The sequence below is a fragment of the Saccharothrix luteola genome, from assembly GCF_020859565.1.
GTDB classification, from domain to species: Bacteria; Actinomycetota; Actinomycetes; order Mycobacteriales; family Pseudonocardiaceae; genus Actinosynnema; species Actinosynnema luteola.
Window position 1 is genome coordinate 324522 of record NZ_JAJHUO010000003.1, and the last position, 24396, is coordinate 348917.

A 24396-nucleotide genomic window follows, 5' to 3' on the forward strand; every position below is an offset into this window, starting at 1 on the left:
CGTAGGACTCTCGCGGCGTGGACGTAGGACTCTCGGGTGTCAGATGCCCAGGCGCCGCCTCAGCAGGGTGGCCGTGTGCACGGGGTCGGCGTCCGAGCCGTGCCGGACCTGCGTGCGGCAGCTGAAGCCGTCCGCCACCACCGCGGTGCCCGCGTCGGCGGCCCGCACGGCCGGGAACAGGGTCTGCTCACCCACCGCCATCGACACGTCGTAGTGCCCGCGCTCGAAGCCGAAGTTGCCCGCCAGCCCGCAGCACCCCTCCAGCACCGACGCGCTCACCCCGGTCTTGGCCAGCAGCTCCCGGTCCGCGTCCAGCCCCAGCTCCGCGTATTGGTGGCAGTGCGGCTGCACGACCGCCCGCACCTCGCCCGCCACCGGCTCCAGCAACGGCGACACGTGCTCGGCGAACGTGCGCACCGACTCCGCCAACCGCACCACGTCCGGGTCGTCGCCTGCCACCTCCAGCGCGTCGGACCGCAGGAACGCCGTGCAGCTCGGCTCCAGCCCCACCACCGGCACGCCCTCGCGCGTCCACGGCCGCAGCACGCGGGCCGTCCGCCGCACCACCCGCCGCGCCACGCCCAGCTGGCCGGTGGAGAACCACGTCAACCCGCAGCACACCGCACCCCGCGGCACCTCGACCGCCTGACCCGCGTGACCGAGCACGGCCGCCGCGTCGAACCCGATCGCCGGCTCGAAGTGGTTGGTGAACGTGTCCGGGAACAGCAGCACCCGTTCACCGCCGCCACCACCGGCGAACCGCGACTGGAACGACCGCGCGGGCGTCGGCAGCGGCCGTTCCGGCGCCACGCCGCCGAACCGCCCGAGCCGCGCGGTGAGCCCGTTCACCAGCCGCAACCGCAGCCACAGCGGCAACCACCCCATCGAGTAGTGCGCTGCAGGCCGCACCCGTCGCCGGTAGTGGTGGTGCAGGAACTCCGCCTTGTAGGTGGCCATGTCCACGTCCACCGGGCAGTCCCGCTTGCACCCCTTGCAACCCAGGCACAGGTCCAGCGCGTCCCGGACCTCCTCGGACCGCCACCCGCCGCGCACCACCTGCCCGCCGAGCATCTCGAACAGCAGCCGCGCCCGCCCGCGCGTGGAGTGCTTCTCCTCCTTCGTCACCCGGTAGCTCGGGCACATCACCCCGCCGGCCGTGTTCAGGCACTTGCCCACGCCGACGCACCGCCGCGTCGCCGCCGCCAGGTCACCGCCGTCGGCGTGCAGCGCGAGCTTCGCCCTGGTCGGGATCACCGGGGGCGCGACCAGCACGCGCAGGTCCTCGTCCAGCTTCGCGGGCGCGACGATCCGGCCCGGGTTCATCCGGTTGTCCGGGTCGAACGCCGCCTTGAACCGCCCGAACGCCTCGATCGCGGCCGGCGGGTACATCCGGGGCAGCAGCTCCGACCGCGCCTGCCCGTCGCCGTGCTCGCCGGACAACGACCCGCCGTGCGCCACCACCAGGTCCGCCGCGTCCTCCAGGAACGACCGGTGCCCGCGCCGGAAGTCGAAGTCGATCCGCACGTGCAGGCAGCCCTCGCCGTAGTGCCCGTAGGTGACGCCACGCCTGCCGTGCCCGGCCAGCAACGCGTCGAACTCCCGCAGGTAGGCGCCCAGCCGCTCGGGCGGCACGGCCGCGTCCTCCCACCCCGACCACGCCTCGCCGCCGTCGGCCATCCGCGTCGCCAGCCCCGCGCCGTCCTCCCTCACCCGCCACAGCGCGCGCTGCCGCCCCGGATCGGTCACCACCACCGAGTGCGGCGCGAGCGCGGCGGCCCGGTGCGCGACCGAGTCCTCCGCCGTCTCGACGAACAGCCAGCTCTCGCCACGCGGCAGCAGCCGCCGGGACTCGCCGGCCGCCCGCGCCAGCTCGACGTTGAGGCCCTCGATCGTGAGCACGTCCAGCTCGCGCAGCTGCGGGGCCAGGTCGGCGGCGTCGTACGGGCCGTCGAAGCCGAGCACGGCCAGCACCCGGCGCGGCGGGGCCTGCACCAGCCGGACCGTCGCGCCGAGCACGGTCGCGCACGTGCCCTCCGAGCCGACCAACGCCCTGGTCAGGTCCGGCAACGCGTCCAGCCGGTAGCCGGACACCCGCCGGTCCAGCGCGGGGAACCACGCCGGGTCCACCTCGGGCAGGTCGAGCGGCGGGGGAGTGCGGGTGTCGAACCGTCGGCCGTCGGCCAGCAGCACGTCGAGCGCGCGCACGTTGTCGCTGGTCTTGCCCCAGGCCACGGAGTGCGCGCCGCACGCGTCGTTGCCGATCATGCCGCCGAGCGTGCAGCGGGAGTGGGTGGACGGGTCGGGCCCGAACACCAGCCCGTGCGGCCGTGCCGCGTCGTTGAGCCGGTCCAGCACCACCCCGGGCTGCACCACCGCCACCCGCTCGACCGGGTCCACCGAGATCACCCGGTCGAGGTACCGGGAGAAGTCGATCACCAGGCCCGCGCCCGCCGAGTTGCCCGCGATCGACGTGCCGGCGCCCCGGTTCGTGATCGGCACGCCGTGCTCGACCGCCACCCCGACCGCCGCCACCACCCCGTCCACCGACCGGGGCCGCACGACGACCTCGGGCACGTGGCGGTAGTTGGACGCGTCCACGGAGTACAGCGCGCGGTCGGCGGGGTCGGCGAGCACGTCGCCGTCCACCGCGACCCGGAGTTGTTCGACGAATCCGGTCACCGCCCGATTGTGATCCACCTCCGGCCGATGATGGCGTACTTAGGGGTAGGGGATAGCCTCGCGCACGCATCAACCAGCAGCGATGGGAGCAAGCGTGTCGAGGTCCGTTCTGGTCACCGGCGGCAACCGGGGCATCGGTCTGGCGATCGCGCGGGCGTTCGCGGCTCAGGGCGACAAGGTCGCGGTGACGCACCGCGGTTCCGGCGCGCCCGAGGGCCTGCTCGGCGTGAAGTGCGACGTGACCAGCTCCACCGAGGTGGACGCGGCGTTCGCCGAGGTCGAGGCCGCGCACGGGCCGGTCGAGGTGGTCGTGGCGAACGCGGGCATCACCGACGACACCCTGCTGCTGCGGATGACCGACGAGCAGTTCACGCGCGTCCTCGACGCCAACCTGACCGGCGCGTTCCGCGTCGCGCAGCGCGCGTCCAAGGGCATGCTGCGCAAGCGCTACGGCCGCATCGTGTTCATCTCCTCCGTGGTCGGCCTCACGGGCGGCGCGGGCCAGGTCAACTACGCGGCCAGCAAGGCGGGCCTGGTGGGCGTCGCCCGGTCGATCGCCCGCGAGCTCGGCACGCGCAACATCACCGCGAACGTCGTCGCGCCCGGCTTCATCACCACGGACATGACCGACGCGCTGCCGGAGGACCGCAAGAAGCAGATCCTCGCCCAGGTGCCGTCGGGCCGCTACGGCACGACCGACGAGATCGCCGCCGCCGTCACCTTCCTGGCCTCCGACGCCGCCGCCTACATCACCGGCGCGGTGCTGCCGGTCGACGGCGGCCTCGGCATGGGCCACTGAACCGCCGAACACTGGGCGCACACCACTACCAAGCACAACATCTCGGAGGACGGGTTTCAGTGACGGGACTGCTCGAAGGCAAGCGGCTGCTGATCACCGGCGTGATCACGGACGCGTCGATCGCCTTCCACGTGGCCAAGGTCGCCCAGGAGCAGGGCGCCCAGGTCGTGCTCACCGGCTTCGGCCGGATGAGCCTCGTGGAGCGGATCGCCAAGCGCCTGCCGCAGGCCGCGCCGGTGGTCGAGCTCGACGTGCAGAACCAGGAGCACCTGGACACCTTGGCCGACCGGCTGCGCGAGCACGTGGACGGCCTGGACGGCGTGGTGCACGCGATCGGCTACGCCCCGCCGTCGTGCCTCGGCGCGCCGTTCATGGACGCGCCGTGGGAGGACGTGGCCACGGCCATGCACGTCTCGGCGTACTCGTACAAGTCCCTCGTGACCGCCACCCTGCCGTTGATGGGCAGCGGCGCGTCGGTGGTGGGCCTCGACTTCGACGCCCGCCAGGTCTGGCCCGCCTACAACTGGATGGGCCCGACGAAGGCGGCGTTCGAGTCGATCAACCGCTACCTGGCCCGTGAGCTCGGCCCGAAGGGCATCCGGATCAACCTGGTCTCGGCCGGCCCCGTGCGCACGATGGCCGCCAAGTCGATCCCCGGCTTCCCGGCGCTGGAGGCCATGTGGGGCGAGAAGGCCCCGCTGGGCTGGAACGTGGACGACCCGGAGCCGGTCGCCAAGTCCGTGTGCGGGCTGCTGTCGGACTGGTTCCCCGCCACCACCGGCTCCATGGTCTTCGTCGACGGCGGCGTCCACTTCCTGGGCCTGTAGGAACTGTCACTCGGTAGCCGACTCGCGCCGATTTGACACGGCTTCGACCAGCCTGGGGTGCCCGTAAGGGCCCCATGTCAAATCGACGCGAGTCGACGTGCGCTCAACTCACCCCGCCCTCACCCACCCGACCCGGTTGTGCGCCCCACGAGCCACGGCGCGAGGATGTCCGGGTGAGTTACGACGCGCTGCTCTGGCTGTCCTTCGGCGGACCGGAAGGACCCGACGACGTCCGCCCCTTCCTCGAGAACGTGACCCGGGGCCGGGGCGTGCCGCCCGAGCGGTTGGACGAGGTCGAGCAGCACTACCAGCACTTCGGCGGCGTGTCGCCGATCAACGCGCTCAACCGCGCCGCGATCGAGGCCGTGCGCGGCCTGGTCGACCTGCCGATCTACTTCGGCAACCGCAACTGGCACCCGATGGTCGAGGACACGCTGGCCGAGATGAAGGCCGCCGGCGTCCGGCGCGCCCTCGTCTTCCCGACCAGCGCCTACGGCGGCTACTCGGCGTGCCGGCAGTACGACGAGGACGTCCTGCGCGCGCGTGCGGCGGTCGAGGACGCGCCCGAGCTGGTCAAGCTGCGCCAGTTCTTCGACCACCCGCTGTTCGTGGCGTCGTTCGCGGACGCCGTGCGCGCCGCCGCGGCGCAACTGCCCGACGAGGACTACCGGGTGGTGTTCACCGCGCACTCGGTGCCGGTGTCGGCCGACAAGGCCGCCGGACCGCCCGAGGACGGCGGCCACCTCTACTCCCGGCAGGTCGCCGAGGCGTCCCGGCTGGTCGCGGAGGCCGTGGGCGCGGCCGACCACGACGTGGTGTGGCAGTCCCGGTCCGGCCCGCCGCAGGTCCCGTGGCTGGAACCGGACATCGTCGACCACCTCGACGCCCTCTACGACAAGGGTGTGCGCAACGTGGTCGTGTGCCCGATCGGGTTCGTCAGCGATCACCTGGAAGTGGTGTGGGACCTCGACACCGAGGCCCGTGAGCGGGCGCAGGAGCTGGGCATGGGCTTCGCCCGCGCGGCCACGCCCAACGACGACCCCCGGTTCGCCGAACTGGTGGCGGAACTCGTCGCCGAGCACGTGGCGGACGCCCCGGCCCGCAAGCTGTCGGACTTCCCGGCGCTGGGCTGCACGGTCGACGGCGCGTTCTGCGCCACGCGGTGCTGCGAGCCCGTGAAGCGGCCGGGTGCGGGCCGGTGAGCGTGGACTTCAGCTGGTCGCCGAGGCCGGCCGACTGGCGTGACGCGCTGCGCACCTCCGTGCCGCTTTACCGGTGGGCGCCGTGGTTCGCCGCGGTGCTCGGCGTGCTCGGCGCCGTCGTGCTGGCGATGGGCATGACGTGGGCGGGGGTGTTCGGGCTCGTGCTCGCTGTGATCATCATCGCACTCGTCCCGGTGGGCACCGCGGTGAACTTCCACAACCACCCCCTGGCGGCCAAGGCGGTGACCGGCACGGCGGACGCGCACTCGGTGCGGATGTCCGTCGGCGAGGCCGCGCGCAGCGAGCTGAGCTGGGCCGAACTGCCCGGCTGGGTGGAGACGGGGCGCGGTTTCGTGCTGCGGACCGGCACGACCGCCGTGTACGCCGTGCCGCACCGCGCGTTCGCCGACGCCGAGGCGGTCGAGAAGTTCCGCTCCCTGCTGGTGGAACACGTCGGCCCGGCGGCCTGAGCTGTCGCCGGCGCCCGCGTACCCTCGGTAGGCGTGTCTTGTGCGAGTGCGACGCTGGTCGTCTGGACGTCAGCCTGGCTGCATGGTGCGGCCGCGGCCGACGACGTCCTCGACGCCTTGGGGTTCTGGGCCGGTCTGCACGAAGTGGTGGCCGATGACGACGGCACCGCGACGGCGCTCGACCTGCCCGGCCCCGACGAGGCCCCGGTAGGCCCCGCGCTGCTGCTGGCGTCGTTGCGCCGCGCGTCCGCGACCACGGCCCGGCTGGTCATCCCCGTGCCCGGTGACGTGCGCGGGCTCGGTGCCAACGGCCCGCTCGGCAAGTCGGCGCTGCGCGCGGGCGAGGCCGCCGTGCTGCCCGAGGTCGGCGTGGGGCTGGTGCCGAAGCTGGTGGCCGACGGGGTCGTGCGGTGGACGGTGTTCGACCTGCCCGGCGCGCCGGGCGGCGAGCACGTGCCGATCGGCGAGGCCGAGCACGGCCTGGCGTCGGCGATGCGCGAGGCGGCCACCGCGCTGGTGACGTTGGACGTGGCGCGGCACCGGCCGAACGTGCGTGCCGAGATCGCCGCGCTGTCCGCGGAGCACACGGCGCTGGAGTGGCCCGCCGGGATGCCGCCCCGTGCCCTGCGCGTGCTCCAGCGCGCCTCCGAGGTCGCCGCGATCCTCACCGTGGCGGCGTCCGACGCGCCGGGCGGAGCCGTGTCGGCGACCGCGACGAGGGCGCGGGACGAGGCGCTGCGGCCGTTGTCCGAAGCCGTGCGGCGGGCTCGGCTCGCGGCCGTGGACGAAGCCGTCCGGGTCCTTTCGGATCAGGGGGCCGGCCGCCATTAGGCGGCGGCCGTCGTCGAATATTCGACAGCTATTCGGTGACCTTCGAAATAGCCGATTGTCCGGTGACAAGAGGTCGAGTCGAATATTCGACGGCGAACGTACTCCCGAACCGCTGCGGCCCTGGGCCGAACAGGTGATCCGGGTAGCGGCCATTCGCGCTCCGAATCGATTCCGGCAGAACGCGCGCCACGAATCCTGACGGCTGCCGACGTGTCATAAGGCCAGCTCAGCGGGCCTGGCGCAGGGTAGGCGCCCGGGTATAGCCACGGATTATGTCCAGGTCAACCCCTCGTCAACACGAGGTGTCGTGCGTTACGGTACGTCTGGGAGCGCTCCCAGGCAGCTGTTTCGGTCTCGCGTCGAATCCCGATTCGGCGAAATCGCTGGGAGCGCTCCCAGATGGCGGGTTGCTCGCAAGGAGGCGATGCATGAGTCTGCGCACGTTCGTACGTTCCCGGAAAATGACCGGGGCATTGGCGGTGACCTCGGTGGCGGCCCTGTCCGTGGCCGGGGTGGTGGCGTCGACCGCCACCGCCAACGCCGCACCCGGTTGCCGGGTTTCGTATCAAATCAGTAGCCAGTGGCAAGGCGGATTCGGCGCCAACGTCACGGTCACCAACCTGGGTGACGCCATTTCCGGCGGGTGGACGCTGGAGTGGGACTTCGCCGCCGGCCAGCGGGTCCAGCAGGGGTGGAACGGCACGTTCTCCCAGTCCGGGGCACGCGTGACGGTCCGCAACCCCTCTTGGGCCGGCAACCTCGGCACCGGCGCGTCGGTGACGCCCGGCTTCAACGGCTCGTGGACCGGGTCCAACCCGGCGCCCACGCAGTTCCGGTTGAACGGCACGGTGTGCACGGGGTCGATCGACACGACGACCACGACCACGACCACCAGCACGACCACCAGCACCACCACGAGCACGACGACCACGACGACGACCACGGGCAACAACCCGGGTGGTCCGAGGGTCGACAACCCGTACGTGGGTGCCGGGGTGTACGTCAACCCGCAGTGGTCGGCTCGCGCCGCCGCCGAGCCGGGTGGCTCGCGGATCGCGAACCAGCCGACCGGTGTGTGGCTGGACCGGATCAGCGCGATCGCGGGCAACGGCTCGCCGACCACCGGCTTCATGGGTCTGGCGGACCACCTGAACGAGGCCGAGAAGCAGCGCGCCGCGCGTGCGGACGGCCAGTTGGTGTTCCAGTTCGTCGTCTACAACCTGCCCGGCCGCGACTGCGCCGCGCTGGCCTCGAACGGTGAGCTGAAGGCCGACGAGATCGGTCGCTACAAGACCGAGTACATCGACCCGATCGTGAGCATCGTGTCGCGGCCGGAGTACGCGAAGCTGCGCATCGTCCCGGTCATCGAGATCGACTCGCTGCCGAACCTGGTCACCAACGTTTCGCCGCGCCCCACGGCCGTGGCGAACTGCGACACGATGAAGGCGAACGGCAACTACGTCGAGGGCGTGTCCTACGCCGTCGGCAAGCTCGGCGCCATCTCGAACGTCTACAACTACATCGACTCCGGCCACCACGGCTGGATCGGGTGGGGCGACACGGTGCCGGAGTACGACAACTTCTACGCCGCCGCCAAGCAGTTCGCGGCCATCCTGGGCAAGAACGGCGCCACGAAGGACAAGATCCACGGCTTCGTCACCAACACGGCGAACTACTCCGCGCTGGAGGAGCCGTACTGGACGGTCGACGACCTGGTCGGCGGTCGCCCGGTGAAGGAGAACGCCAAGTGGGTGGACTGGAACGACTTCAACGGTGAGCTGGGCTTCGCCACGGCGATGCGCGCCGAGCTGGTCAAGCAGGGCTTCGACAGCAGCATCGGCATGCTGATCGACACCTCGCGCAACGGCTGGGGCGGCCCCAACCGACCCACCGCGAAGTCGACCGCGACCACCGCGGACGCCTACGTGAACGAGTCGCGCATCGACCGTCGCGCCCAGAAGGGCAACTGGTGCAACCAGGCCGGTGCCGGTCTCGGTGAGCGGCCGAAGGCCGCGCCGAAGCCGAACATCGACGCCTACGTCTGGATCAAGCCGCCGGGTGAGTCCGACGGTGCGAGCAAGGAGATCCCGAACACCGAGGGCAAGGGCTTCGACCGGATGTGCGACCCGACTTACGGTGGCAACATCCGCAACGGCAACAACCCCTCGGGCGCCCTTGCCGACGCGCCGCTCTCGGGCCACTGGTTCTCGGCCCAGTTCCAGGAGCTCATGCGCAACGCCTACCCGGCGCTGTGACCATCGGCTGACCGGCACCACAACTGAATAGCTCTGCACTCTCGTAGGCGGCGCCCATTCCGGGCGTCGCCTACGGGCATTTATTCATTTGTGCGCGCCTTTACCGTGGCACGGGTGGACGTCGACGAGATCACCGAGCGGTTGACCCGGCGGTTCGGGCCTCCGGTGGCCGCGTGGTGCGCGCGCGTGCCGGAGCAGGCGGCCGAGGTCGCCGCGCGGTGGGGCCTCTCCCTGGGCGACGTGATGCCGCCGGGTGCTTCGTCGGTGGTGGTGGCGTGCGCGCGTGGGGACGAGCCGCTGGCCCTGAAGCTGAGCCCGGACCCCGTTTTCCTGGCCGAGCAGGCGTCGGTGCTGCGGCACTTCGCCCCGTCCGGCCGCGTGCCCGCCGTGCTGGCCGAGGCGGACGGCGCGGTGCTGATGGAAGCCGTGCGGCCCGGGACGCCGGCCGACGAACTGCCGACCCCGCCGTCGCCGCGGGAGTGGGCCGATCTGGTGGCCGCGCTGCACACCGTGCCGACCGGGGGAGGGCCGTGGCAGTTCCTGCGCGCCCGCTGCGAGGAGGCCTACACCCGCATCGGCCGCCGCCTGGCCGAACCCGCGGTGGCCGCCCACGTCTCGGAGCAGACGTGGACCCGAGCCCTGGACCGCTGCCGCGCGCTGCTCGGCACCCAGCCGCAGGTGCTGCTGCACGGCGATCTCCACCTGGGCAACGTCCTGGGCGGCGGCGAGGTCCTGATGGCGATCGACCCGCGCCCGTGCGTGGGCGACCCGTGCTTCGACGTCGTGGACTACGCCCTGGCCGGCGCGGGCCGCGAGGGCGTGGCCGAGCGCGCGACCGCCGTGGCCGAGGCCGCCTCCCTCGACCCGGACCGCCTGCACGCCTGGTGCCGCGCCCTCGCGCCGATGATCGCCATCGCCTACCTGGACGACGAGGCGGCCCGCACCGAACTGCTCACCCTGGCCCGCTGAACCCGCTGTCACATCCGCGCCCGTGGCGCGCCGGCCGAGCCGATGCTCGGAGTCGGCCGAGCCGACGCTTCGCAGGAGTCCCCGCCCAGGGAACCCCTGTTCTCATTCTCCCAGAAGGGTCCGACAATTCGAGGCGCCGAAGGCTCCACCAGGTGTGAAACCCGAGGTGGAGTGGGTCCACGTCGACCGAAGGCCCATCAGTGCGTAACTTCGGTGGAGTGACCTCTGACCTTCCCACCACCGCAGGCACCCTCCGCGCGGCCGGTCACCTGCCGCGCGGGGTCAAGGCCGAGATCCGGGAGAACCTCCTGGCCGCCCTCCGCGACGGCCGCGACCCGTGGCCCGGCATCGTCGGCTTCGACCGCACCGTCCTGCCGCAGTTGGAGCGCGCCCTCCTCGCGGGGCACGACGTGGTGCTCCTCGGCGAACGCGGGCAGGGCAAGACGCGGCTCCTGCGCACCATCGTCGGCCTGCTGGACGAGTGGACCCCGGTGATCGAGGGCGCCGAGCTGAACGAGCACCCGCTCGACCCCATCACCCCCGAGTCGAAGCGCCGCGCGGCAGAACTCGGCGACGACCTGCCCGTCACCTGGAAGCACCGCGACGAGCGGTTCGCCGAGAAGCTCGCCACGCCGGACACGAGCGTCGGCGACCTGGTCGGCGACGTCGACCCGGTCAAGGTCGCCCAGGGCCGCAGCCTCGGCGACCCGGAGACCATCCACTACGGCCTGCTGCCCCGCTCCCACCGCGGCGTCATCGCCGTCAACGAGCTGCCCGACCTGGCCGAACGCATCCAGGTCGCGCTGCTGAACGTGATGGAGGAACGCGACATCCAGATCCGCGGCTACACGCTGCGGCTCCCGCTGGACGTCCTCCTCGTCGCCACCGCCAACCCCGAGGACTACACCAACCGCGGCCGGATCATCACGCCGCTCAAGGACCGCTTCGGCGCGGAGATCCGCACCCACTACCCGCTGGAGATCGAGGCCGAGGTCGCGCTGGTCCGCCAGGAGGCCCACCTGGTCGCCGAGGTCGGCGACCACCTGCTGGAGGTCATCGCCCGGTTCGTGCGGCACCTGCGCGAGTCGTCCTCGATCGACCAGCGCTCCGGCGTCTCGGCCAGGTTCGCGGTCGCGGCGGCGGAGACGGTGGCCGCCAGCGCCCTGCGCCGCAGCGCGCTGATCGGCGAGAACCCGCCCATCGCCCGCCCGATCGACCTGGAGTCGGTGACGGAGGTGCTGCGCGGCAAGCTGGAGTTCGAGGCCGGCGAGGAGGGCCGCGAGCAGGAGGTGCTGGTCCACCTGCTGCGCCGGGCGACCGCGGACACGGCGCGGTCCACGTTCGCGGGGATCGACCTGCGGCCGTTGGCCGAGCTGGTCTCCGACGGCCACCCCGTGGCCACCGGTGAGCGCGTGCACCCCGGCGACATGCTGGCCGCGCTGCCGGAGCTGCCCGTGCTGCACGACGTGGCGCAGCGGGTCGGCGCGGGCCCCAAGGACCCGGCGGGACGCATCGCGTCGGCCGTGGAGCTGGCGCTGGAATCGCTCTACCTGACCCGTCAGCTGTCCAAGGACAGCGACGACGACCGGACGGTGTACGGATGAGCGGCTACCGGTACGGCCGGTACGTCGACGGGCCCGACCCGCTGGCCCCGCCGGCCGACCTGCGCGCGGCCATGGACGAACTCGGCCGCGAGGTCATGGAGGGCGCGTCACCCGCCTCGGCGCTGCGCGAGCTGCTGCGCCGGGGCCTGCCCGGCACGCGCGGCTTGGACGACCTGACCGCCCGGCTGTGGCAGAAGCGCGCCGCCCTCACCCGGCGTCACCGGCTCGACGGCACGTTGCAGGAGATCCAGCGCCTGCTGGAGGAGGCGCTGGCCGCCGAACGGGCCGCGCTGTTCCCCGACCCGGACGACGAGGCGCGGTTCCGCGAGGCCCGGCTGGACGCGTTGCCGCAGTCGACCGCGGCGGCCGTGAGCGAGCTGGCCGAGTACGACTGGCGTTCCCCGCAGGCCCGCGAGTCCTACGAGCAGATCCGCAACCTGCTCGGCCGCGAGCTGATGGACCAGCGGTTCCAGGGCATGAAGCAGGCCATGGAGAACGTCCGACCCGAGGACGTGCAGCGCATCCAGTCCATGCTCGACGACCTCAACGGCCTGCTCGCCGCGCACGCCGCCGGCGAGGACACGGGCGAGCGGTTCGAGCGGTTCATGCGCGAGCACGGCGAGTTCTTCCCGGAGAACCCGAAGTCGGTCGACGAGCTGATCGACGCGCTGGCCGCCCGGTCCGCCGCCGCCCAGCGCATGATGAACTCGCTGTCCGAGGAGCAGCGCCAGGAGCTGTCGTCGTTGTCCCAGCAGGCGTTCGGCAACACGGGCGTCGGCGCGCAGCTGTCCCGATTGGACGCCCTGCTGCAAGGGCTGCGGCCCGGCGAGGACTGGAACGGTTCGGCCCGGTTCCGCGGCGACAACCCGCTGGGGCTGGGCGAGGGCGCGCAGGCGATGGCGGACCTGGCCGAGCTGGACGCGTTGGCCGAGCAGCTCTCGCAGGGCTACCCCGGCGCGCGGCTGGAGGACATCGACCTGGAGGCGCTGGTCCGCCAGCTCGGCGCGGAGGCGGGCGTCGACGCGCGGCGGCTGGCCGAGCTGGAACGCGAGCTGCGGTCGCAGAACCTGCTGGAACGCGCGCCGGACGGCTCGCTGCGGTTGACGCCGAAGGCGTTGCGGCGGTTGGGCGAGACGGCGTTGCGCGGCGTGCTCGACAGCGCCCGCGAGCAGGGTCAGCGGGACAACTCGTCCGCCGGAGCGGCCGGTGAGCTGATCGGGTCGACGCGGCCGTGGCGGTTCGGGGACACCGAGCCGTGGAACGTGCCGCGGACCGTCACGAACGCCGTGCTGCGGTCGGCGGGCGGCCCGGTCGAGCTCGACGTGGTCGACGTCGAGGTGAGCGAGACCGAGCAGCGGTCACGCGCGGCGGTCGCGTTGTGCGTGGACACGTCCTGGTCGATGGTGCAGGACGGCCGGTGGGTGCCGATGAAGCGCACCGCGCTGGCGTTGCACCACCTGGTGCGGACCCGGTTCCGCACCGACGCGCTGGAGCTGATCACGTTCGGCCGGCACGCCGAGACCGTCGACATCGGGCAGCTCACCGCGTTGGAAGGGGTGTGGGAGCAGGGCACGAACCTGCACCACGCGCTGCTGCTGGCCGGTCGGCACATCCGCAAGCACCCCGACGCGCAGCCGGTGGTTTTGGTGGTCACCGACGGCGAGCCGACCGCGCACCTGGAGCCGACCGGCGACGCCGAGTTCCAATACCCGCCGCTGCCGCGGACCATCGGCAAGACCCTGGTCGAGGTCGACAACCTGGCCAGGCTCGGCGCGTCCATCACCGTGTTCCGGCTCGGCGACGACCCGCGGCTGACCAGGTTCGTCGACACGGTGGCCCGGCGGTCCGGCGGCCGGGTCGTCGCACCCGGCGAGGACGGCCTGGGCGCGGCCGTGGTCAGTGACTACCTTCGGTCGCGCAAACGCCGTTGACGGAGGTGGGGGGGGGGCCGCCGCGGGGGGGGGGCCCCCCCCCCCCCCCCCACCACGGCGCCGCCCCCCCCCCCGGCGCGGCCCCCGCCCGGGGGGGGGGGGGGGGGCGCGGCCCCCCCCCCCCCCCCCCCCCCACCCCGAGGTCACATCACGTGCGGGAACGAGCCCCAGCCGTGGCCGATCTGCTTCGGAGTGGAGAGCGCCAGGCCGTTGTTCGGGTAGTAGAGCAGTTCGCCGGCGGCGTCGACCCCGAGCACGTCCGCGTGCCCGTCACCGCTGAAGTCGGACGCGAAGACCTGGGTGAACGCGTTCCAGCCGTGCCCGATCTGCTTCGGTGTGGAGAGCGCGAGGTTGTTGTTGGGGTAGTAGAGGAGTTCGCCTGCGGCGTTGACGCCGAGCACGTCGGCGTGTCCGTCGCCGCTGAAGTCGGCGGCCATGACGTGGGTGAACGCGTTCCAGCCGTGGCCTATCTGCTTGGGCGTGGAGAGCGCCAGGTCGTTGTTGGGGTAGTAGAGGAGTTCGCCTGCGGCGTTGACGCCGAGCACGTCGGCGTGTCCGTCGCCGCTGAAGTCGGCGGCCATGACGTGGGTGAAGGAGTCCCAGCCGTGGCCTATCTGCTTCGGTGACGAGAGCGCCAGGTCGTTGTTCGGGTAGTAGTGCAGTTCGCCTGCGGCGTTGACGCCCAGCACGTCCGCGTGCCCGTCACCGCTGAAGTCGGCGGCCATGACCTGCGTGAACGAGCCCCAGCCGTGCCCGATCTGATCGGGCGTGGAGAGCGCGAGGCCGTTGTTGGGGTAGTAGAGCAGCTCACCGGCCGCGTTGACGCCCAGCACGTCGGAATGCCCGTCACCGCTGAAGTCCGACACCCGTTCGAGGTCGGGCTCCTCCTGGCAGTTGCGGCTCGTGACGTCACGCCACGTGCGCGACGCCCCGGTGTAGGTGACCCCGTCGAACGTCGCCGCCACGCGCTCCGCACCGGCGAAGCCCCAGGTGGCGCTGCCGTCGCCGTTCGCGTCGAAGCCCTGCTCGTAGTGCAGGTGCGGGTGCCCGTTCGAGGTGGGGCCGCTCTTGCCGACCCGGCCGATCAGCTGACCCCGGGCGACCCGCGCCCCGACCCCGACCGCACGCGAGTCCAGGTGCAGGTAGGTGGTGAAGTGGCCGCCGCCGTGGTTGATCTGGATCATGTGGCCGGCATTGTCGTGGTAGGTGGACTTGTTCACCGTGCCGGCCGCCGGTGCCAGCAGCGCCGCGCCCAGGGTGCCCACCTGGTTCGGCTCGCGCACCATGTCCAGCGCGGGGCTGTGCGCCCACGTGTCCAGCCGCCACTCCTGCCCGCACTCGAACGGCAACTGGAACGCGGGCGCGGCCTGCGCCGGTGACGCGAACACCACCAGCCCGGCCGCGGCGGCCAGGCAAGCGCTCACGGCGGCACGCAGCCGTGCCGTTCTGCCTCGTGACATCCGAGGTCCTCCCCAACGGTCGTCCGGAAACCCCGTCCCGACTGGGACACATCACCGTAGGGAAGCAACCAGGTGCCCGACTATCAGGCGAACGCCCGACAACGCGGCCGGCTCAGTCCTGCCGGTCCTCCTTGACCTCGTCCTTCGTCTCGCGCTCCCGTTCGGTCGAGGCGAGGGCCTTCTCGGTCGTGGCGTCGGGTTCGACCCGGTGCTTGCCGGGCCGCAGCGAGAAGTGGGACTCGTCGCGCATCCGCTCCACCATGTGCGGGTAGTGCAGCTCGAACGCGGGCCGCTCGGACCGGATCCGCGGCAGCTCGGTGAAGTTGTGCCGTGGCGGCGGGCACGTCGTCGCCCATTCGAGGGAATTGCCGAAGCCCCACGGGTCGTCGCGCTCGGCCGGGTCGCCGAACCGGTAGCTGCGCAGCACGTTCCACACGAACGGGAGCACGGACGCGCCCAGCAGGAATGCCCCGATCGTGGAAATCGTGTTCATCAGCGTGAAGCCGTCGCCGGGCAGGTAGTCGGCGTACCGGCGGGGCATGCCGATGTTGCCGAGCCAGTGCTGGATCAGGAACGTGCCGTGGAAGCCCAGGAACGTGGTCCAGAAGTGCAGCTTGCCCAGCGGCTCGTTCAGCATCCGCCCGGTCATCTTGGGGAACCAGAAGTACAGGCCCGCGTAGGTGGCGAACACGATCGTGCCGAACAGCACGTAGTGGAAGTGGGCCACCACGAAGTACGTGTCGGTGACGTGGAAGTCCAGCGGCGGCGAGGCCAGGATGATGCCCGTCAGCCCGCCGAGCAGGAACGTGATGAGGAACCCGATGCTGAACAGCATCGGCGTCTCCAGGGTGATCGACCCCTTCCACATGGTGCCGATCCAGTTGAAGAACTTGATGCCCGTCGGCACCGCGATCAGGAACGTCATCAGCGAGAAGAACGGCAGCAGCACCGCTCCGGTGGCGAACATGTGGTGCGCCCACACCGCCACCGACAGCGCCGCGATGGCGAACGTGGCGAAGACCAGCCCCTTGTAGCCGAACAGCGGTTTGCGGCTGAACACCGGGAAGATCTCCGACACGATGCCGAAGAACGGCAGTGCGACGATGTAGACCTCGGGGTGGCCGAAGAACCAGAACAGGTGCTGCCACAGGATCACGCCGCCGTTGGCGGGGTCGAACACGTGCGCGCCGAGGTGCCGGTCGGCGGCCAGGCCCATCAGCGCGGCGGTGAGGATCGGGAACGCCAGCAGGATCAGGATGCTGGTGACGAAGATGTTCCAGGTGAAGATCGGCATCCGGAACATGGTCATGCCGGGCGCGCGCAGGCAGCACACCGTCGTCACCATGTTGACCCCGCCGAGGATCGTGCCGAGGCCGGACACCGCCAGCCCCATGATCCACAGGTCCGGTCCGATGCCCGGGCTGTGGATGGCGCTGCTCAGCGGCGTGTAGGCGGTCCAGCCGAAGTCCGCCGCGCCGCCGGGCGTGAGGAACCCGGCCATCACGGTCAGCCCGCCGAACAGGAACAGCCAGTAGGAGAACGCGTTGAGCCGGGGGAACGCCACGTCCGGCGCGCCGATCTGCAGCGGCAGGATGTAGTTGGCGAAACCGAACAGGATCGGCGTCGCGTACAGCAGCAGCATGATCGTGCCGTGCATGGTGAACAGCTGGTTGTACTGCTCGTTGGACAGGAACTGGAGCCCCGGCCGGGCCAGCTCGCCCCGGATGAGCAGCGCCATCACGCCGCCGACCATGAAGAACATGAACGACGTGACCAGGTAGAGCATCCCGATCTGCTTGGGGTCGGTCGTGCGGAGCAGCCCCAGGAGCACCGAGCCCTTGGCGCGCCGTCGGGCCGCACCCGGGTGGGTGATCACGGGTTCCGGCTTGAGCGCGGTCATCCCGCCTCCCTGGTCCCGACGACGTGAGCCAGACCACATCGTCCCCCCGTCCGCGGACCGGGGCAAACGCTCAGCCCTGCTTGGGCACCGTGACCTGCTGTTCTATCGCGCCTGACGCCCGTTCGAGGAAGCGGAGCAACTCGACCGGGAACGGCAGCACCAGGGTCGAGTTCTTCTCCGCCGCCACCTCGACGATGGTCTGCAGCAGCCTGAGCTGGAGGGCGGCGGGCGTGGCGGACATGGCCGCGGCGGCCTCGGACAGCTTCTTCGACGCCTGCAGCTCGCCGTCGGCGGTGATGATGCGCGCCCGCCGCTCCCGCTCCGCCTCGGCCTGCCGGGACATGGACCGCTTCATGCTCTCCGGCAGCGCCACGTCCTTGATCTCGACCCGGTCGATCTCGATGCCCCAGGACACGGCCGGGTTGTCGATCATCAGCTCCAGGCCCTGGTTGAGGCGTTCCCGGTTGGACAGCAGGTCGTCGAGCTCGCTCTTGCCGATGATCGAGCGCAACGACGTCTGCGCGACCTGGAGCATGGCGAAGCGGTAGTCCTCGACCGTGACGACGGCGCGCACCGCGTCGACCACCTTGAAGTACACGACGGCGTCCACGCGCACGGTGACGTTGTCGCGGGTGATGCCGTCCTGCGCCGGGATGGGCTGGGTGACGATCTGGAGGTTCACCTTCCGCAGCCGGTCGATGCCCGGCACGACCATGGTGAGCCCCGGTCCGCGCAGCGCGGGTCGCACCCTGCCGAAGCGGAACACCAGGCCCTGCTCGTACTGCTTGACGATGCGCGCGCTGCTCGCGAGGCCGACGGCGAACACGCCCAGCACGCCGATGACGATGTCCAGGATCATCGCGACCATCTCCCAGGTCCCCTGGTCAGAGGGTACGCCCGCGTCCCGCGGAGCGGACGCTTCGTGGCCCGTCCGACCGGCGAGTTAGGGTCGTTCACATGCAGACCTGGTCATCCACTCCTGTCCCGCGGGTAGCGGGCGAGCCGCGCCCGTTGCGGCTGTTCGACACCGCCACCGGTGAGGTGCGCCCGACCGCCCCCGGCGCCACCGCCAGGCTGTACGTCTGCGGCATCACCCCGTACGACGCCACGCACCTCGGGCACGCGGCCACCTACCTGGCCTTCGACCTGGTCCACCGGGTGTGGCTGGACAACGGCCACGACGTGCACTACGTGCAGAACGTGACCGACATCGACGACCCGCTGCTGGAGCGGGCCGAGCGCGACCAGGACGACTGGGTGGTCCTCGGCATGCGGGAGACCGCGCTGTTCCGCGAGGACATGGTGAGCCTGCGGGTGCTGCCGCCGCGCGACTACGTGGGCGCGGTCGACGCGATCCCCGAGGTCGTCGAGGTCATCGGGAAGCTGCTGGCCGGCGGCGCGGCGTACCGGGTCGACGACCCCGAGCACCCGGACGTCTACTTCGACCACACGGCGACCGAGCGGTTCGGCTACGAGTCGAACTACGACCTGGAGACGATGGGCAGGTACTTCGCCGAGCGCGGCGGCGACCCGGACCGGCCCGGCAAGCGCCACCCGCTGGACGCCCTGCTGTGGCGCGCCGCCCGACGGGGTGAGCCGTCGTGGCCGTCGGAACTGGGTGCCGGCCGGCCCGGTTGGCACATCGAGTGCAGCGCCATCGCGCTGAACCGGCTCGGCACGTCGTTCGACGTGCAGGGCGGCGGGTCGGACCTGATCTTCCCGCACCACGAGTTCTCCGCCGCGCACGCCGAGGCGGCGACCGGCGAGCACCCGTTCGCCCGCCACTACGTGCACGCGGGCATGATCGGGCTGGACGGCGAGAAGATGTCCAAGTCGCGCGGCAACCTGGTGTTCGTGTCCAAGCTGCGCGCGCAGAAGGTCGACCCGAACGCGGTGCGGCTGGCGTTGTTCGCCGGCCACTACCGCACCGACCGGCCGTGGAGCGACGGCCTGCTGGCCGAAGCCGAGGCGAGGCTCGCGAAGTGGCGGCTCGCGGGGTCCCTGTCGACGGGGCCGAGCGCGGTCGCCACCGTGGCCCGCCTGCGCGACCACCTCAGCGACGACCTCGACACGCCCAAGGCGTTGGCGGCGCTGGACGCGTGGGCGGCCGAAGCCCTCACGACCGGCGGCTCGGACCACACGGGCCCGACCCTCTTCCGCGCCGCCGTCGACTCGCTGCTGGGCGTGGAGCTCTAGCCTCGCGGATGCGCCGAGCGGCGCCCGTCCGACCAGCGCCTTTGCCGCTGGTCGTGGCATACGACGGGGCCGTCCCGCAGTGGGACGGCCCCGCCGGTCACGTCAGGCTCAGACGTCGAGCGTCCAGCTGTTGATGTAGCCCGTGTCCAGGTACGCCTGGTCGCGGACGCGCAGCTTCCAGGTGCCCGCGGCGGCCTCGGAGGAGGCGTTCACGGTGAAGGTGCGGTTGATGTTGTCGGTGCCGCCGCCGCTGCGGTTGTGCAGGTTGTACACCGAGCCGTCCGGAGCGACCAGGTCGACGATGAGGTCACCGATGTAGGTGTGCACGATGTTGACCTGCACGCTCGTGGTCGCCGAAGCGTTCGTGGCGCAGGTCAGCGCGATCGGGCTGGAGACGTCGGAGTTGTCGCCGATCGCCACGTCGGTGCCGTTGGTGACCGCGTCGCAGGACCCGCCGGTGGACGTGACCGTCCACGAGAACGTGGTGCTGCCGGTGCGCGAGGCCGAGTCGGTCGCCGTGACCGTCACCGAGGACGTGCCGGTGGCCGTCGGCGTGCCGGTGATCAGGCCCGAGGAGCTGATCGACAGGCCGGCGGGCAGGCCGGTGGCCGTGAACGTGTAGGGCGCGGTGCCGCCGCTCGCGGACAGCTGCAGGCTGACCGCCGTGCCGACGACGGTCGACTGGTTGCCCGGGTTGGTCACGGCCGGGCCGCCGGGGGTCGCCGTGCCGGTGAACAGCAGCTTGTTCGCCGAGCCGGTGCCCGGGCTGGTGATCTTGTCGGAGGTGGCGGCGGCGACGATCGCCGCGTTCACCGTCGGCGGGGTCGCGGTCGGGTTGTCCGCCAGGTACAGCGCGGCGGCGCCGGCCACGTGCGGCGACGCCATCGACGTTCCGCTGATCGTGTTGGTGGAGGTGTCGTTGGTCATCCACGCCGACGTGATGTTCTGGCCGGGCGCGAACAGGTCGGTGCAGGTGCCGAAGTTCGAGAACGAGGCGCGTGCGTCGGTGTTGGTCGACGCGTTCACGCTCAGCGCCTCGGCGACCCGCGCCGGGGAGTAGTTGCACGCGTTCGCGTTGGAGTTGCCCGACGCCACCGCGTAGGTGATGCCCGCGGCGATGGAGTTGCGCACCGCGGTGTCCAGGGCGGTGTCGACGCCGCCGCCCAGCGACATGTTGGCGACCGCGGGCTTGACGGCGTTCTGGGTGACCCAGTTGACGCCGTTCACCACGCCCGCCGTGGTGCCGGAGCCGGCGCAGTTGAGCACCTTGACCGCGATGAGCTGCACGCCCTTGGCCACGCCGTGCGCCGTGCCGCCGACGGTGCCGGCGACGTGGGTGCCGTGGCCGTTGCAGTCGGTGTTGTTGGTGTCGACGGTGTTGGTGCCCCAGGTCGCCCGGCCGCCGAAGTCGGAGTGGGTCGTCCGGATGCCCGTGTCGATGATGTACGCCCGCACGTTGCTCGCGGTCGTCGAGTAGTTGTAGGCGCTGTCCAGCGGCAGGTTGCGCTGGTCGATGCGGTCCAGGCCCCAGGACGGCGGGTTCTGCTGGACGGCGTCGACCGAGATCGGCAGGTCGGCCTGCACGAACGCGACCCGCGGGTCGGCGGCCAGGCGCCTGGCCTGCGACGCGGACATGGTGGCGTGGAAGCCGTTGAGCGCGTGCTGCCAGGCCACGCGGACCTGGCCGCCGTACTTGTCGACCAGCGAGGACGCGGTCGAGGCGGACGCGGATCTCGGCGACGACGAGTCGTTGAGGGCCACGATGTAGGAGCCGGGGACGGCGTCGGCGCGCTCGGCGCCGAGCACGTCGCCCTCGGCCGCCGCCACGCCGACGTTCGCGAAGGCCAGCGCGGCGGCCGACACGGCGGCCAGACCGAGCACGGCCAGTCTTCTGGTGGTTCGGGCGTCTCCCATGGAGGGTTCTCCCTTTGGGCAGGGCTGCGCGGCCGTGCCGGGCGGGTGCGCCGGTCGGCCGTGCGATGCAGGGGATGGGAACGTCCGCGCGAACGGGGTGGAGCGACCTGGTCACATGCATGGTCGGGACAAAAGCGGTCGCTCGTTAGCGCCGATAGTCGTAACTACGTCGAATCAGGGCCGATCGAGCACGATCAGGACGGGTCGGAGGGCCGGTCGGGTGAACCCGGCGCGCCCAGTCGCTCGTCCCGGTACGTCCGCCAGTGCTTGAGCATGTTCGGCAGCTCGGCGTGGAAGAACTCGAAGAACATCAGGGTCTCGGCGATCCGCCTGCCCGCCGGCGTGTCGGCGCCGAGCGCGCTGATGCCCTCCCTGAGCGGTCCGGTCATCCGGCGGAGCATCTCGTCGCGGCGGAACAGCGCCTCGTACCAGAGGTCGTCGAGCACGCGGTAGATGTCGCGGCGCGTGCCCGTCTCCCGCTCCCGGCTCACCAGGCCGACCTGGGTGAGGTAGCGGACCGCGCCGGAGATGGCGGCGGGGGAGACGCGCAGCAGGTCGGCCAGCTCGGCGGAGGTCATCTCGCCGGAGTCGGCGGCGAGCAGCGCGACGAACACCCTGGCGGGCATCCTCGCCATGCCGGACTCGGTGAACACCGAGGAGAAGCGCTCGATGAAGCGCAGCACGGCCTGATCGTCCCGCTCGTCCACCTGTGTCACCGCCGGATCATCCCTTCGAGGCCCACTGATCGGGTGGCAGTTTATACGCTTCCTTAACTTCACGACTTTGTGAAATCACTGTAACTTACCGCCCATGACTGCTGCGATATCCGTGTCGGGCCTGGTCAAGACCTTCGGTCCGACGCGTGCACTCGACGGTCTCGACCTGACCGTCCGCGAGGGGGAGGTGCACGGCTTCCTCGGGCCCAACGGGTCGGGCAAGTCAACCACCATCCGGGTCCTGCTGGGTCTGCTGCGCGCCGACGCGGGCTCCGCGTCGCTGCTGGGCGGTGACCCGTGGCGCGACACCGCCGAGCTGCACCGCAGGCTCGCCTACGTGCCCGGCGACGTGAGCCTGTGGCCGAACCTGACCGGCGGCGAGGTCATCGACCTGCTGGGCAGGCTGCGCGGCGGGCTGGACGAGAAGCGCCGCGCCGAGCTGCTGGAGCGCTTCGAGCTGGACCCGCGCAAGAAGGGCCGCGCCTACTCCAAGGGCAACCGGCAGAAGGTGGCCCTGGTCGCGGCGCTGGCCTCGGACGTGGAGCTGCTGATCCTGGACGAGCCGACCTCCGGGCTCGACCCGCTGATGGAGGCCGTGTTCCAGGAGGCGGTGAACGAGCTGCGCGGCAAGCGGACCGTGCTGCTGTCCAGCCACATCCTGGCCGAGGTCGAGGCGCTGTGCGACCGGGTCAGCATCATCCGCAACGGCCGCACCGTCGAGACCGGCACGTTGGCCGACCTGCGCCACCTCACCCGCACCAGCGTCTCCGCCGAGCTGGTCGGCGAGCCCACCGGGCTGACCGGGGTGCACGACCTGGTGGTCGAGGGGAACCGGGTGCGGTTCGAGGTCGACACCGACCACCTGGACGCGGCGCTGCGCGCGTTGGTCGGCAGCGGTGTCCGCACGCTGACCAGCCGGCCGCCGACGTTGGAGGAGCTGTTCCTGCGCCACTACGAGGACGAACTGCCCGCCGGGCAGGCCGAGGGGGCGATGTCGTCGTGACCGGCCTCGGCTCGCTGGTGCGCCTGGCGCTGCGCCGCGACCGGCTGCTGCTGGCCGTGTGGATCGTCGGCCTGGTCGGCATCACGCTGTCGACCGCGTCGACGGTGGGCGAGCTGTACGGCTCGCTCGAGTCTCGGCAGCAGCTGGGTGCGACGGCGGGTAGCAACCCGGCCTTCCTGGCCATGCTCGGCCCGCTCTACGACGCGTCGACGACCGGTGGCGTGCTGGCCTGGCGGTGGGGCGTGTTCGGCGCGCTGCTCGTCGGCCTGATGTGCATGTTCCTGGTCACCCGGCACACCAGGGCGGAGGAGGAGACGGGCCGGCTGGAGCTGATCGGCTCGGCCGTCGTCGCCCGGCACGCGCCGCTGGCCGCCGCCGTGGTGGTGGCGCTGCTGGCGAGCACGGTGATCGGCCTGCTCGTCGCGCTCGGCCTGACCGGTCTCGGCGAGTCGGCGTCCGGGTCGTTCGCGCTCGGCCTCGCCTTCGCGTCCGTCGGCTGGGTGTTCACCGGCGTCGGCGCGGTCAGCGCGCAGCTGTCGGAGAGCGCGCGCACGGCCAACTCGATCTCCGGCGCCGTGCTCGGTGTCGCCTACCTCCTGCGGGCCGTCGGCGACGCGGCGGGCGACGAGGGGCCGACGTGGCTGACCTGGCTGTCGCCGCTGGGGTGGCTGGAGCGGACGAGGGCGTTCGCGGGCGACCGGTACTGGGTGCTGCTGCTGCCGGTGGCGTTGTTCGCGGTGCTGGTCGCGGTCGCGTCGACGTTGGTGACCAAGCGCGACCTCGGGGGTGGCCTGGTGCCGACCCGGCTCGGCCCGGCCCGCGCGCCCGGCTCGCTGGGCAGCGCGTTCGGCCTGGCCTGGCGGTTGCAGCGGGGCATGCTGATCGGCTGGACGCTGAGCCTGTTCGTGCTCGGCGCCGTCTACGGCTCGGTCGCGCGCGGCGTGGAGCAGATGCTGGAGGCCAACCCGGCGTTGCAGCAGATCATCTCGCAGCTGGGCGGCGCGGGCGCGATCGTGGACGTCTACCTGGCGTCGATCATCGGCATCATCGCCCTGTTCAGCGCGATCTACGTGGTGCAGTCGACGTTGCGGCTGCGCGCCGAGGAGACCGACTTCCGGGCCGAGCCGGTGCTGGCCACGCCGGTCAGCCGGTTCGCGTGGGTCGGCAGCCACCTGGTGTTCGCCACCGTCGGCACGCCCGTCGTGCTGGCCGCCGCGGGCCTGGGCGCGGGTCTGGTGCACGGCGCGCGCGTCGGTGACGTCGGCGGCCAGGTCGTGCGGCTGGTCGGCGCGGCGTTGACGCACGTGCCGGCGGTCTGGGTGGTCGCGGGCCTCGCGCTGGCGCTGTTCGCGCTCGTGCCGAAGCTGGCGTCGGCGAGCTGGGCGGTGATCGTGGTGTTCCTGGTGCTCGGCCAACTCGGGCCGCTGCTCCAGCTCGACCAGTGGGCCATGGACCTCTCGCCGTTCACGCACATCCCCAAGGTGCCGGGCGCGGACGTGACCGCGACGCCGTTGCTGTGGTTGACGCTGGTCGCGGCGGCGCTGGTGGCGGTCGGGTTCGCCGGTTTCCGGCGGCGGGACGTCGGCTGAAAGTCTGAAAGAGCTCTTTCGAAAGGACTCTTTCAGGTATACCGTCGGGGC

The 24396-nt window shown here is 71.7% G+C and carries 18 protein-coding genes; 12 read left to right on the top strand and 6 right to left on the bottom strand.

Translation table 11 applies throughout. The features are described from left to right. Positions 1–39 precede the first annotated feature (39 nt). Positions 40–2679 (bottom strand): FAD-binding and (Fe-S)-binding domain-containing protein, encoded by a 2640-nt coding sequence (locus tag LNK82_RS04880; protein WP_230565708.1) that lies wholly within the window; start codon positions 2677–2679, stop codon positions 40–42. A 94-nt stretch (positions 2680–2773) separates the two neighbouring features. Between LNK82_RS04880 and fabG the strand changes: the two genes are divergently transcribed. The 9 genes from fabG to LNK82_RS04925 all read left to right on the top strand — a co-directional run bounded on the left by fabG (position 2774) and on the right by LNK82_RS04925 (position 13567). Next, positions 2774–3478: a 3-oxoacyl-ACP reductase FabG gene (gene fabG / locus LNK82_RS04885; RefSeq protein ID WP_308257159.1), complete on the top strand. Its 705-nt coding sequence runs from the start codon at positions 2774–2776 to the stop codon at positions 3476–3478. A gap of 59 nt (positions 3479–3537) precedes the next feature. Beyond that, on the top strand, positions 3538–4305 hold the full coding sequence (fabI, locus tag LNK82_RS04890) for an enoyl-ACP reductase FabI (RefSeq protein ID WP_230565710.1): 768 nt from the start codon (positions 3538–3540) through the stop codon (positions 4303–4305). 173 nt (positions 4306–4478) lie between these two features. Continuing rightward, the gene (locus LNK82_RS04895) at positions 4479–5507 is read left to right on the top strand and encodes a ferrochelatase (RefSeq protein WP_230565711.1); all 1029 of its coding nucleotides are present in this window, start codon (positions 4479–4481) and stop codon (positions 5505–5507) included. Continuing rightward, a complete protein-coding gene (locus LNK82_RS47585; RefSeq protein WP_230565712.1) occupies positions 5504–5977 on the top strand; it encodes a YcxB family protein in 474 nt (157 codons plus the stop codon). Before LNK82_RS04895 ends, LNK82_RS47585 begins: the two co-directional genes overlap by 4 nt. A 33-nt stretch (positions 5978–6010) precedes the next feature. Then, a complete protein-coding gene (locus tag LNK82_RS04905; protein ID WP_230565713.1) occupies positions 6011–6808 on the top strand; it encodes an Rv1486c family protein in 798 nt (265 codons plus the stop codon). 461 nt (positions 6809–7269) lie between these two features. After that, positions 7270–9063: a glycoside hydrolase family 6 protein gene (locus tag LNK82_RS04910; RefSeq protein WP_230565714.1), complete on the top strand. Its 1794-nt coding sequence runs from the start codon at positions 7270–7272 to the stop codon at positions 9061–9063. A gap of 114 nt (positions 9064–9177) precedes the next feature. After that, positions 9178–10032 carry an aminoglycoside phosphotransferase family protein gene (locus LNK82_RS04915; RefSeq protein ID WP_230565715.1) on the top strand — a complete coding sequence of 285 codons (855 nt, stop codon included), beginning with the start codon at positions 9178–9180 and terminating at the stop codon, positions 10030–10032. Between the two features lie 218 nt (positions 10033–10250). Further along, positions 10251–11636 carry a sigma 54-interacting transcriptional regulator gene (locus LNK82_RS04920; RefSeq protein ID WP_230565716.1) on the top strand — a complete coding sequence of 462 codons (1386 nt, stop codon included), beginning with the start codon at positions 10251–10253 and terminating at the stop codon, positions 11634–11636. Continuing rightward, the gene (locus LNK82_RS04925; RefSeq protein WP_230565717.1) at positions 11633–13567 is read left to right on the top strand and encodes a vWA domain-containing protein; all 1935 of its coding nucleotides are present in this window, start codon (positions 11633–11635) and stop codon (positions 13565–13567) included. The genes LNK82_RS04920 and LNK82_RS04925 overlap by 4 nt, the downstream gene beginning before the upstream one ends. A gap of 143 nt (positions 13568–13710) precedes the next feature. On the opposite strand, the gene LNK82_RS04930 is transcribed toward LNK82_RS04925, so the two are convergent. From LNK82_RS04930 to LNK82_RS04940, 3 genes are all read right to left on the bottom strand, one after another. Continuing rightward, on the bottom strand, positions 13711–15027 hold the full coding sequence (locus LNK82_RS04930; protein ID WP_230565718.1) for an FG-GAP-like repeat-containing protein: 1317 nt from the start codon (positions 15025–15027) through the stop codon (positions 13711–13713). Between the two features lie 112 nt (positions 15028–15139). Beyond that, positions 15140–16927: an aa3-type cytochrome oxidase subunit I gene (gene ctaD / locus LNK82_RS04935; protein ID WP_230565719.1), complete on the bottom strand. Its 1788-nt coding sequence runs from the start codon at positions 16925–16927 to the stop codon at positions 15140–15142. A 70-nt stretch (positions 16928–16997) separates the two neighbouring features. Next, positions 16998–17786: an SPFH domain-containing protein gene (locus LNK82_RS04940; RefSeq protein WP_230565832.1), complete on the bottom strand. Its 789-nt coding sequence runs from the start codon at positions 17784–17786 to the stop codon at positions 16998–17000. Between the two features lie 98 nt (positions 17787–17884). Here LNK82_RS04940 and mshC point away from each other — a divergent pair, with 98 nt between their 5' ends. Further along, positions 17885–19123 carry a cysteine--1-D-myo-inosityl 2-amino-2-deoxy-alpha-D-glucopyranoside ligase gene (gene mshC / locus LNK82_RS04945; protein WP_230565720.1) on the top strand — a complete coding sequence of 413 codons (1239 nt, stop codon included), beginning with the start codon at positions 17885–17887 and terminating at the stop codon, positions 19121–19123. A gap of 108 nt (positions 19124–19231) precedes the next feature. Here the strand turns inward: mshC and LNK82_RS04950 are convergent, their stop codons facing one another. After that, on the bottom strand, positions 19232–21037 hold the full coding sequence (locus LNK82_RS04950) for a S8 family peptidase (protein WP_230565721.1): 1806 nt from the start codon (positions 21035–21037) through the stop codon (positions 19232–19234). 194 nt (positions 21038–21231) lie between these two features. Then, positions 21232–21753 carry a GbsR/MarR family transcriptional regulator gene (locus LNK82_RS04955; protein ID WP_230565722.1) on the bottom strand — a complete coding sequence of 174 codons (522 nt, stop codon included), beginning with the start codon at positions 21751–21753 and terminating at the stop codon, positions 21232–21234. A gap of 94 nt (positions 21754–21847) precedes the next feature. Here LNK82_RS04955 and LNK82_RS04960 point away from each other — a divergent pair, with 94 nt between their 5' ends. Beyond that, on the top strand, positions 21848–22756 hold the full coding sequence (locus LNK82_RS04960; RefSeq protein ID WP_230565723.1) for an ABC transporter ATP-binding protein: 909 nt from the start codon (positions 21848–21850) through the stop codon (positions 22754–22756). Continuing rightward, on the top strand, positions 22753–24345 hold the full coding sequence (locus LNK82_RS04965) for an ABC transporter permease (RefSeq protein WP_230565724.1): 1593 nt from the start codon (positions 22753–22755) through the stop codon (positions 24343–24345). The genes LNK82_RS04960 and LNK82_RS04965 overlap by 4 nt, the downstream gene beginning before the upstream one ends. Positions 24346–24396: the final 51 nt, after the last annotated feature.